At 58.9% G+C, this 10,077-nt stretch carries 13 protein-coding genes; 7 read left to right on the forward strand and 6 right to left on the reverse strand.

The features are described 5' to 3' along the window. The 6 genes from WBB95_RS23180 to WBB95_RS23205 all read right to left on the reverse strand — a co-directional run bounded on the left by WBB95_RS23180 (window position 1) and on the right by WBB95_RS23205 (window position 5,047). Window positions 1-1,494 (reverse strand): RNA polymerase factor sigma-54, encoded by a 1,494-nt coding sequence (locus tag WBB95_RS23180; protein WP_424489685.1) that lies wholly within the window; start codon window positions 1,492-1,494, stop codon window positions 1-3. A 185-nt stretch (window positions 1,495-1,679) separates the two neighbouring features. Further along, on the reverse strand, window positions 1,680-2,405 hold the full coding sequence (lptB, locus tag WBB95_RS23185; protein WP_003171806.1) for an LPS export ABC transporter ATP-binding protein: 726 nt from the start codon (window positions 2,403-2,405) through the stop codon (window positions 1,680-1,682). After that, window positions 2,405-2,980 carry a lipopolysaccharide transport periplasmic protein LptA gene (gene lptA / locus WBB95_RS23190; RefSeq protein ID WP_424489686.1) on the reverse strand — a complete coding sequence of 192 codons (576 nt, stop codon included), beginning with the start codon at window positions 2,978-2,980 and terminating at the stop codon, window positions 2,405-2,407. Before lptA ends, lptB begins: the two co-directional genes overlap by 1 nt. Next, entirely contained in the window at window positions 2,967-3,539 is a 573-nt protein-coding gene (lptC, locus tag WBB95_RS23195) for an LPS export ABC transporter periplasmic protein LptC (RefSeq protein WP_424489687.1), read from the reverse strand. Before lptC ends, lptA begins: the two co-directional genes overlap by 14 nt. An 8-nt stretch (window positions 3,540-3,547) precedes the next feature. After that, entirely contained in the window at window positions 3,548-4,072 is a 525-nt protein-coding gene (locus WBB95_RS23200; protein WP_017738753.1) for a KdsC family phosphatase, read from the reverse strand. Beyond that, the gene (locus tag WBB95_RS23205) at window positions 4,073-5,047 is read right to left on the reverse strand and encodes a KpsF/GutQ family sugar-phosphate isomerase (protein ID WP_424489688.1); all 975 of its coding nucleotides are present in this window, start codon (window positions 5,045-5,047) and stop codon (window positions 4,073-4,075) included. It lies immediately after the preceding gene. A 298-nt stretch (window positions 5,048-5,345) separates the two neighbouring features. On the opposite strand from WBB95_RS23205, the gene WBB95_RS23210 reads away from it, so the two are divergent. From WBB95_RS23210 to murA, 7 genes are all read left to right on the forward strand, one after another. Next, entirely contained in the window at window positions 5,346-6,155 is an 810-nt protein-coding gene (locus WBB95_RS23210; protein ID WP_003171811.1) for an ATP-binding cassette domain-containing protein, read from the forward strand. Beyond that, window positions 6,155-6,952, forward strand: coding sequence for a lipid asymmetry maintenance ABC transporter permease subunit MlaE (gene mlaE / locus WBB95_RS23215; protein ID WP_424489689.1), 798 nt, complete (start codon window positions 6,155-6,157; stop codon window positions 6,950-6,952). The genes WBB95_RS23210 and mlaE overlap by 1 nt, the downstream gene beginning before the upstream one ends. Then, complete coding sequence (mlaD, locus tag WBB95_RS23220) at window positions 6,952-7,419, forward strand: outer membrane lipid asymmetry maintenance protein MlaD (RefSeq protein WP_005784855.1); 468 nt, start codon at window positions 6,952-6,954, stop codon at window positions 7,417-7,419. Before mlaE ends, mlaD begins: the two co-directional genes overlap by 1 nt. An 11-nt stretch (window positions 7,420-7,430) precedes the next feature. Then, window positions 7,431-8,081 (forward strand): MlaC/ttg2D family ABC transporter substrate-binding protein, encoded by a 651-nt coding sequence (locus WBB95_RS23225; RefSeq protein ID WP_424489690.1) that lies wholly within the window; start codon window positions 7,431-7,433, stop codon window positions 8,079-8,081. After that, entirely contained in the window at window positions 8,078-8,383 is a 306-nt protein-coding gene (locus tag WBB95_RS23230; RefSeq protein WP_424489691.1) for an STAS domain-containing protein, read from the forward strand. Before WBB95_RS23225 ends, WBB95_RS23230 begins: the two co-directional genes overlap by 4 nt. Window positions 8,384-8,497: 114 nt before the next feature. Continuing rightward, window positions 8,498-8,737 carry a BolA family protein gene (locus WBB95_RS23235; RefSeq protein ID WP_003188597.1) on the forward strand — a complete coding sequence of 80 codons (240 nt, stop codon included), beginning with the start codon at window positions 8,498-8,500 and terminating at the stop codon, window positions 8,735-8,737. Window positions 8,738-8,760: 23 nt separating this feature from the next. After that, complete coding sequence (gene murA / locus WBB95_RS23240; protein WP_424489692.1) at window positions 8,761-10,026, forward strand: UDP-N-acetylglucosamine 1-carboxyvinyltransferase; 1,266 nt, start codon at window positions 8,761-8,763, stop codon at window positions 10,024-10,026. The last annotated feature ends 51 nt before the right edge of the window (window positions 10,027-10,077 follow it).

Here is a 10,077-nt window from a genome sequence, read left to right on the forward strand (position 1 = left end):
TCACATCAAACGCTTACGCTCGCTGGAAGGCGCGATCCCGAGGGACTCGCGGTACTTGGCGACGGTTCGACGGGCGACCTGAATGCCTTGTGCCTCCAGTAAACCAGCGATCTTACTGTCACTCAATGGCTTTTTCTGATTTTCCGCGGCAACCAGTTTTTTGATGATCGCGCGGATCGCCGTGGACGAGCATTCGCCGCCTTCGGAGGTGCTGACATGGCTGGAGAAAAAGTATTTCAACTCATAAATACCCCGTGGGGTATGCATGAATTTTTGTGTGGTGACGCGAGAAATCGTCGATTCGTGCATGCCCACGGCTTCGGCAATGTCATGCAGCACCAGCGGTTTCATCGCTTCGTCGCCGTACTCCAGGAAGCCGCGCTGGTGCTCGACGATCTGAGTGGCCACTTTCATCAGGGTTTCGTTGCGGCTTTGCAGGCTCTTGATGAACCAGCGCGCCTCCTGCAACTGGTTGCGCATAAACGTGTTGTCGGCGCTGGTGTCGGCACGGCGCACAAACCCTGCGTACTGCGGGTTGACGCGCAGGCGTGGCACCGACTCCTGGTTCAACTCCACCAGCCAGCGCTCGTTGTCCTTGCGCACGATCACGTCAGGGACAACGTATTCGGCTTCGCTGGACTCGATCTGTGAACCCGGGCGCGGGTTAAGGCTTTGCACCAGCTCAATCACCTGGCGCAGGTCATCTTCCTTGAGCTTCATGCGCCGCATCAGCTGGCTGTAGTCGCGGCTGCCCAATAAGTCGATGTAGTCGGTGACCAGGCGCTGGGCTTCGCTGAGCCATGGGGTTTTGGCGGGCAGCTGGCGCAATTGCAGCAGCAGGCATTCGCTGAGCGTACGGGCGCCAATGCCGGCGGGCTCGAATTGCTGGATGCGGTGCAGGACCGCTTCAATTTCGTCCAGCTCGATATCCAGTTCCGGGTCGAATGCCTCAAGGATTTCCTCAAGGGTTTCGTCCAGGTAGCCCTGATTGTTGATGCAGTCGATCAAGGTGACGGCGATCAGGCGATCGGTGTCGGACATCGGTGCCAGGTTCAGTTGCCACAGCAAGTGACTCTGCAGGCTCTCGCCGACGGAGGTGCGGGTGGTGAAGTCCCACTCGTCATCGTCATTGCTGGGCAGGCTGCTGGCGCTGGTCTGGTAAACGTCTTCCCACGCGGTGTCCACGGGAAGCTCGTTGGGAATGCGTTCGTTCCATTCGCCTTCCTCAAGGTTATCCACCGTAGGGGCGGTTTCCTGGTAGGAGGGCTCTTGCACGTCGGAGTTGGGTTTTTGCTCGATGTTGTCTGCCAGCGGGTCTGCATTATCGAAGTCGTCGCCTTCTTCCTGGCGTTCGAGCATCGGATTGGACTCCAGGGCCTCCTGGATTTCCTGTTGCAGGTCCAGGGTCGACAATTGGAGCAGGCGGATGGCCTGTTGCAGCTGCGGTGTCATCGTCAGCTGCTGGCCCATTCTCAGGACTAGCGATGGTTTCATGGCAGGGGCTTAACACCTTATTCGCCGGCGCAATGCGCCATCCACGACAGGGCGCGTGAGCGCCAAACATAAGCAAATTATATGCCTGATATCGGGTGCTTTGCCTAGAGCGCGGTAACAATAAAAAAACAGAGCTTTTTATTGACTCCCGCGCGTCTTGGCGAACAGCCGTGACACCACACTGTTTACAGGCGGAACTCGTGGCCCAGGTACACTTCCTTGACCAGTTCGTTGGCCAGGATGGTCGCGGAATCGCCTTCGGCGATCAGCTGGCCATCGTTGACGATATACGCCGTTTCACAGATATCGAGCGTCTCACGGACGTTGTGGTCAGTGATCAATACGCCGATGCCCTTGGCCTTGAGGTGGTGGATGATCTGCTTGATGTCGCCGACCGAGATAGGGTCGACGCCGGCAAACGGTTCGTCCAGCAGGATGAACTTCGGCGCGGTGGCCAATGCGCGGGCGATTTCCACCCGGCGACGCTCACCACCCGACAAGCTCATGCCGAGGTTGTCACGGATGTGGTTGATGTGGAATTCCTGCAGCAGGCTTTCCAGCTCCTTGCGGCGGCCGTCGCGGTCGAGTTCCTTGCGGGTCTCAAGGATCGCCATGATGTTGTCGGCTACCGACAGTTTGCGGAAGATCGACGCTTCCTGGGGAAGATAGCCGATACCTGCGCGTGCACGCCCGTGCATCGGCTGGTGGCTGACGTCCAAGTCGTCGATCAATACACGGCCCTGATCCGCCTGGACCAGCCCGACGATCATATAGAAGCACGTGGTTTTGCCGGCACCGTTAGGGCCGAGCAGGCCGACGATCTGGCCGCTGTCGATCGACAGGCTGACATCGCGCACGACCTGACGGCTTTTATAGGCCTTGGCCAGATGCTGGGCTTTCAGGGTTGCCATTAGTTCGTCTTCTTCGCAGCGGGTTTAGGCGCAGGCTGTGCGGCGCCTTCTTTCTGCTTCGGCTGGATAACCATGTCGATGCGCGGCTTCGGAGTACCGATCTTGGCGCCAGTGGCACGGCCCGCCTGGGCGATCTGTTTCACGGTGTCATAAGTGATTTTTTCACCGTCTGTCGTGTTGCCGTCGCTGCTGACAACCCGGGCCTGATCGATCAGGATGATGCGGTTCTGCTGGGCGTGGTACTGGATGGTCCGGCCATAGCCCTTCATCGGAGCGGGGTCTGCAGCGGCCTGCTTCTGTTCGAAGTAAGCCAGGTTGCCCACCGAGGTCACCACGTCGATATCGCCAGCCGGGGTACGCGTGAGCGTCACCGTGTTGCCGGTGATTTTCATCGAGCCTTGGGTGATGATCACAGCGCCGGTGTAGGTCGCCACGCCTTGCTTGTCATCCAGTTGAGCATCGTCAGCCTGAATATGGATCGGTTGCTCGCTATCGTTCGGCAGAGCCCAGGCGCTCACGCTTCCCAGTGCTGCGCCCAGACTGAGCAAAATAGGGAGAGTTTTAACGAGCCTCATACTGTCCTCTTACGTTCGATAGCAGGTGTATCCTGCTTTCTTTCAAATACGCTTTCATTCCCTTGCCAGTCGATACACCGCCAGCGCCGTCGATTCTAACGTCTTGCTCGGTCTGCGCATATTGCTGTTGTGGGAAAACGGTCATGCGACTGCTTGTAATGATGGTGTCGCGGTTCTTGTCGTCAGTGCGTGCAACGCGTACCGAGTCGATGAGTTCCACTTGGGTGCCGTCCGGGTTGACCTCGCCACGCTCGCTGGTGACGTGCCACGGAAATTCGGTGCCGCGGTACAGGTTCATGTCCGGCTTGGTCAGCAATGTGACCTCGGAGACCTTTAAATGATCGACTTTGTCAGCGGTCATCTCGTACTGCACCTTGCCGTCCGGCAGGAACTGCACGCTGTAGGCATTGGTGGCGTAATAGTCGATAGCGCCTGCGTCAACCTGTGCGACAGGCTTGTCGAGGAAGCGCTCCGGGCTGATATTCCAGTAGCCAACCGCCAGGAACAGCGCGGCAATGACTCCGAATAGCAGGAAGTTGCGAATTTTTTTGCTCAGCATAAAACGCTCTATAGGTAGGCGGCGTGGGCCGCTTCAAGGCTGCCCTGGGCACGCAGGATCAATTCGCAGAACTCGCGGGCGGCGCCTTCACCGCCACGGGCGGTCGTGATGCCGTGTGCGTGTTCGCGAACAAAGGCTGCCGCGTTGGCGACGGCCATGCCCAGCCCGACCCGGCGAATGACCGGCAGGTCGGGCAGGTCATCGCCCAAATAGGCGACCTGCTCATAGCTTAGGTTGAGTTGACCAAGAAGCTCGTCCAGAACCACCAGTTTATCCTCGCGGCCTTGATACAGGTGAGGAATCCCCAGGTTTTGTGCGCGACGTTCCACAACCGGTGTTTTTCGACCGCTGATGATCGCCGTTTGCACGCCCGCCGCCATGAGCATTTTGATGCCCTGGCCGTCGAGGGTGTTGAACGTCTTGAATTCGCTGCCGTCTTCGAGGAAGTACAGGCGGCCATCGGTCAGCACGCCATCGACGTCGAAAATCGCCAATTTGATGTGTTTGCCGCGTTGCAACAGGTCGCTGGTCATTTACATCACTCCCGCACGCAGCAAGTCGTGCATGTTCAGGGCGCCGATCGGGCGGTCATCGTTGTCGACCACCACCAGCGCGCCGATTTTGTGGTCTTCCATGATTTTCAGGGCTTCGGCTGCGAGCATTTCTGGGCGGGCAGTCTTGCCATGTGGCGTCATCACCGCATCGATGGTCGCGGTGTGGATATCAATGGTGCGGTCGAGCGTGCGGCGCAGGTCACCGTCGGTGAACACCCCGGCCAGGCGCCCGTCGGTCTCCAGGATCACCGTCATGCCCAGGCCTTTGCGCGTCATTTCCATCAGCGCGTCCTTGAGCAGCGTGCCGCGCTGGACGTGGGGCAATTCATCGCCTGCGTGCATGACGTTTTCCACTTTCAGCAGCAGGCGTCGGCCAAGTGCGCCGCCTGGGTGGGAAAATGCGAAGTCTTCAGCCGTAAACCCGCGGGCCTCCAGCAGGGCAACCGCCAGCGCATCGCCCATGACCAGGGCGGCGGTGGTGGAGGAGGTCGGCGCCAGGTTCAATGGGCAGGCCTCGTGGGCCACATGCACATTGAGGTTCACTTCGGCGGCCTTGGCCAGCGTCGAGTCCGGGTTGCCGGTGAGGCTGATCATCTTGATGCCCAGACGCTTGATCAGCGGCAGCAAGGTCACGATTTCGTTGGTGGTGCCGGAGTTGGACAGCGCCAGGATGATGTCATCCTTGGTGATCATGCCCATGTCGCCGTGGCTGGCTTCGGCCGGGTGGACGAAAAACGCCGTGGTCCCGGTGCTGGCCAGGGTGGCGGCGATTTTGTTGCCGACGTGGCCGGATTTGCCCATTCCGACCACAACCACGCGGCCCTTGCTGGCCAGAATCATTTCGCAGGCGCGCACGAAATCCGCGTCGATATGGGCCAGCAAGCCTTCTACGGCTTCAAGCTCTAGGCGGATAGTGCGTTGTGCGGATTGAATAAGGTCGCTGGATTGGCTCATGTCTGAAATCGTATAGCCTGACGAAAAGTCGGCGATTATAGCGGTAATGATCAATTCCCTCACGCAAGTTCGTCAGGCTTTATTCCGAAGTGCCTGAGATTCATGCTCAGCAACAATTTTTTCCCTGTCCATAATCTGAACGAGCGCTGTTCCGGCCTTGGGGGCTCTGCATCAGCAGTGATATAGTTCGCCGCCAGTTCGGTCCGCCCAACCCATGTGGCTAACTATTGCGCATCCGTTGCAAACGAATGTCGCAAACATGGTGTCTGAGTGAAAGGCTGCATCCCAAGGAGATTAGATGAGTGCCGATAACGCCTACGCGGTCGAGCTGAAGGGTCTTACCTTCAAGCGCGGTACGCGCAGCATCTTCAATAACGTCGATATTCGCATTCCCCGCGGCAAAGTCACGGGCATCATGGGGCCTTCCGGTTGCGGCAAGACCACTCTGTTGCGCCTGATGGGCATGCAATTGCGGCCCAGTGCCGGCGAAGTGTGGGTCAATGGCCAGAACCTGCCGACGCTGTCGCGCAGCGATCTGTTCGATGCGCGCAAGCACATGGGCGTGTTGTTCCAGAGCGGCGCGCTGTTTACCGACCTCGACGTATTCGAAAACGTAGCGTTTCCGCTGCGGGTGCATACCCAGCTGTCCGATGAAATGATTCGCGACATCGTGCTGTTGAAGCTGCAGGCCGTGGGCCTTCGTGGCGCTATCGACTTGATGCCCGACGAGTTGTCCGGCGGCATGAAGCGCCGGGTCGCCCTGGCGCGAGCGATTGCCCTTGACCCGCAGATCCTCATGTATGACGAGCCCTTCGTAGGTCAGGACCCGATCGCCATGGGCGTGTTGGTGCGCCTGATCCGCCTGCTCAACGATGCGCTGGGGATCACCAGTATCGTGGTTTCCCACGACCTGGCCGAAACCGCGAGCATTGCCGACTACCTTTATGTAGTAGGCGATGGCCAGGTGCTGGGGCAGGGCACGCCCGAAGAGCTGATGAACGCTGATAACCCGCGCATTCGCCAATTCATGACCGGCGATCCTGATGGCCCGGTGCCTTTTCATTTTCCGGCAGCGGACTACCGCTCAGATCTTCTGGGGAAGCGCTGATGCGCAAGAAATCTTTAATCGAGAAGGTGCGCCTGTTCGGTCGCTCCGGTATCGATATGGTCGAAGTGCTCGGGCGTTCGACGATTTTCCTGTTTCACGCCTTGCTTGGCCGTGGCGGCATCGGTGGGGGCTTCGGCCTGCTGCTCAAGCAACTGCATTCAGTGGGTGTGATGTCCCTGGTGATCATCGTGGTGTCCGGGATTTTCATCGGCATGGTGCTCGCGTTGCAGGGATTCAACATCCTTTCCAGCTATGGTTCGGAGCAGGCGGTGGGGCAGATGGTCGCCCTGACGCTGTTGCGCGAGCTTGGGCCGGTCGTAACCGCCTTGCTGTTTGCCGGTCGCGCGGGTTCTGCGTTGACCGCTGAAATCGGCAACATGAAGTCCACCGAGCAGTTGTCCAGCCTGGAAATGATCGGCGTGGACCCGCTCAAGTACATTGTTGCGCCGCGCCTGTGGGCCGGCTTCATTTCCCTGCCGCTGCTGGCGATGATTTTCAGCGTGGTGGGCATCTGGGGCGGTTCGTGGGTAGCGGTTGACTGGTTGGGCGTCTACGACGGTTCCTACTGGGGCAACATGCAGAACAGCGTGACCTTCAGTGGTGATGTGCTCAATGGCGTCATTAAGAGCATCGTTTTCGCCTTTGTTGTGACCTGGATCGCCGTATTCCAAGGCTATGACTGTGAGCCCACTTCAGAAGGGATCAGTCGCGCCACTACCAAGACCGTTGTGTACGCCTCGCTGGCGGTACTGGGCCTTGACTTTATTTTGACCGCCTTGATGTTTGGAGATTTCTGATGCAAAACCGCACTGTGGAAATCGGTGTCGGCCTTTTCTTGCTGGCTGGCATCCTGGCTTTACTGTTGCTGGCCCTGCGGGTCAGTGGCCTTTCGGCCAGCCCTACGGCCGACACTTATAAACTTTATGCGTACTTCGACAATATCGCCGGTTTGACTGTCAGAGCTAAAGTGACCATGGCCGGTGTCACCATCGGCAAGGTCACGGCAATCGATCTGGATCGCGACAGCTTCACCGGGCGAGTGACCATGCAAGTCGACAAGAAGGTAGATAACCTGCCAACTGACTCCACTGCATCTATCCTCACTGCGGGTCTGCTGGGCGAGAAGTACATCGGTGTCAGCGTGGGCGGGGAAACAGCCCTGCTCAAGGATGGTTCGACCATCCACGACACACAGTCGTCGCTGGTGCTTGAAGACCTGATCGGTAAATTCCTGCTCAATACGGTCAATAAAGACGCCAAATGAGGAATCTGTTCATGATCTCTACCTTGCGACGTGGCCTGCTGGTACTGCTTGCAGCGCTGCCGCTGATGGCCAACGCGGCAGGTTCTGCGCACGATCTGGTGCAGGACACGACCAACAAGATGTTGGCTGACCTGACTGCCAACAAAGAGCAGTACAAGCAAGATCCCACCAAGTTCTACGATGCGCTGAATACCATTGTCGGCCCGGTGGTCGATGCCGAAGGCATTTCCCGCAGCATCATGACGGTCAAGTATTCGCGCAAGGCGACGCCTGCGCAGATGCAGACCTTCCAGGAAAACTTCAAAAAGGGCCTGTTCCAGTTCTACGGCAACGCTTTGCTGGAATACAACAACCAGGGCATCACCGTCGACCCTGCCAAGGATGAGTCGGGCGACCGCACCAGCGTTGGCATGACCGTCAAGGGCACCAACGGCGCGGTCTACCCTGTGCAGTACACGCTGGAGAAGGTCAACGGCGATTGGAAACTGCGCAACGTGATCATCAATGGCATCAACATCGGCAAGCTGTTCCGTGACCAGTTCGCCGACGCGATGCAGCGTAATGGCAATGACCTGGACAAGACCATCAATGGTTGGGCCGGTGAAGTCGCTAAAGCGAAGGAAGAAACCGACAAGCAAGCTGCCGGGAAGCCTGCACAATGACCGAGTCGGCTGTTCGTCTTGGCGACGCCGGCGAGTTGTTCATCAGTGGCGTGCTCGATTACCGCTCCGGGCCTGACCTGCGCAAGCAGGGCCAGGCACTGATCAGCGCCAGTACCGCGCCCGCGCTGGTGCTGGATTGCTCGGCGGTGACCAAGTCCAGCAGCGTCGGCTTGTCGTTGCTGTTGTGCTTCATGCGTGATGCGCAAGCGGCTAAAAAGCCGGTGAGCGTCCGGGCATTGCCCGAGGATATGCGTGAAATTGCCGAGGTTTCCGGTCTGACCGAGCTGTTGGCGCATCCTTAATACCCATTATCAATGAAGCCCCCCGTCAGAGTCCTGCTATGCGGGGTTCGCAGGCGCGGGGCTTTTTTGTATGATGTGCGACCCGTGCGCACTGGGCGCCGATAGAGGTTGAGCATGCAGGCCCTAGAAGTTAAGAGCTTCCTTGAAGGAAAGCTGCCGGAAACGACTGTAGAAGTTGAAGGCGAAGGCTGCAATTTCCAGCTGAACGTGATTAGCGATGAACTGGCGGCACTGAGCCCGGTCAAGCGTCAGCAGCAGATCTATGCCCATTTGAACCCATGGATCACCGATGGCAGCATCCATGCGGTCACTATGAAATTTTTCAGCCGCGCGGCCTGGGCCGAGCGCACCTGAGCCCCCAAGGCGTCGAGATTCTTATGGATAAATTGATTATTACCGGTGGTGGCCGCCTTGATGGCGAGATCCGCATTTCCGGTGCGAAAAACTCCGCCTTGCCGATCCTGGCGGCGACCCTGCTGTGCGATGGCCCGGTAACCGTGGCCAACCTGCCGCACCTGCACGACATCACTACCATGATCGAACTGTTCGGTCGCATGGGCATTGAGCCGGTGATCGACGAGAAGTTGTCCGTCGAAATCGACCCACGCACCATCAAGACCCTGATCGCCCCGTACGAACTGGTGAAAACCATGCGTGCGTCGATCCTGGTGCTCGGCCCGATGGTTGCCCGTTTCGGCGAAGCCGAAGTGGCCCTGCCTGGCGGTTGCGCCATTGGCTCGCGTCCGGTGGACCTGCACATCCGTGGCCTTGAAGCCATGGGCGCGACCATCGACGTCGAAGGCGGCTACATCAAGGCCAAAGCGCCGGAAGGCGGCCTGCGTGGCGCCAACTTCTTCTTTGATACCGTCAGCGTGACCGGTACCGAGAACATCATGATGGCGGCTGCCCTGGCCAACGGTCGCAGCGTCCTGCAAAACGCCGCGCGCGAGCCTGAAGTGGTCGACCTGGCCAACTTCCTGATCGCCATGGGTGCCAACATCACCGGCGCCGGCACTGACACCATCACCATTGACGGTGTGAAGCGCCTGCACTCGGCCACCTATAAAGTGATGCCGGACCGCATCGAGACCGGCACCTACCTGGTGGCTGCTGCCGTCACCGGCGGCCGCGTCAAGGTCAAGGACACCGATCCGACCATCCTTGAAGCGGTGCTGGAAAAGCTCAAGGAAGCCGGTGCCGAAATTACTACCGGCGACGACTGGATCGAGCTGAACATGCACGGCAAGCGGCCAAAAGCCGTCAACGTGCGTACCGCGCCTTACCCGGCGTTCCCGACCGACATGCAGGCGCAGTTCATTTCCCTGAACGCGATTGCTGAAGGCACCGGTGCCGTGATCGAGACCATCTTCGAAAACCGCTTCATGCACGTGTATGAACTGCACCGCATGGGCGCCAAGATCCAGGTCGAAGGCAACACCGCCATCGTCACCGGCATCGACAAGCTCAAGGGCGCGCCAGTGATGGCGACCGACCTGCGTGCTTCGGCCAGCCTGGTGATCTCGGCACTGTGCGCCGAAGGCGACACCCTGATCGACCGCATCTACCACATAGACCGTGGCTACGAGTGCATCGAAGAAAAACTGCAAATGCTCGGCGCTAAAATCCGCCGCGTACCGGGCTAACCCCGGAACTGCAGACGCTGTCACTGTGGTGAGCGGGCAAGCCCGCTCACC

Origin of the sequence: Pseudomonas sp. (assembly GCF_049645325.1) — a bacterium.
Lineage (GTDB): Bacteria > Pseudomonadota > Gammaproteobacteria > Pseudomonadales > Pseudomonadaceae > Aquipseudomonas.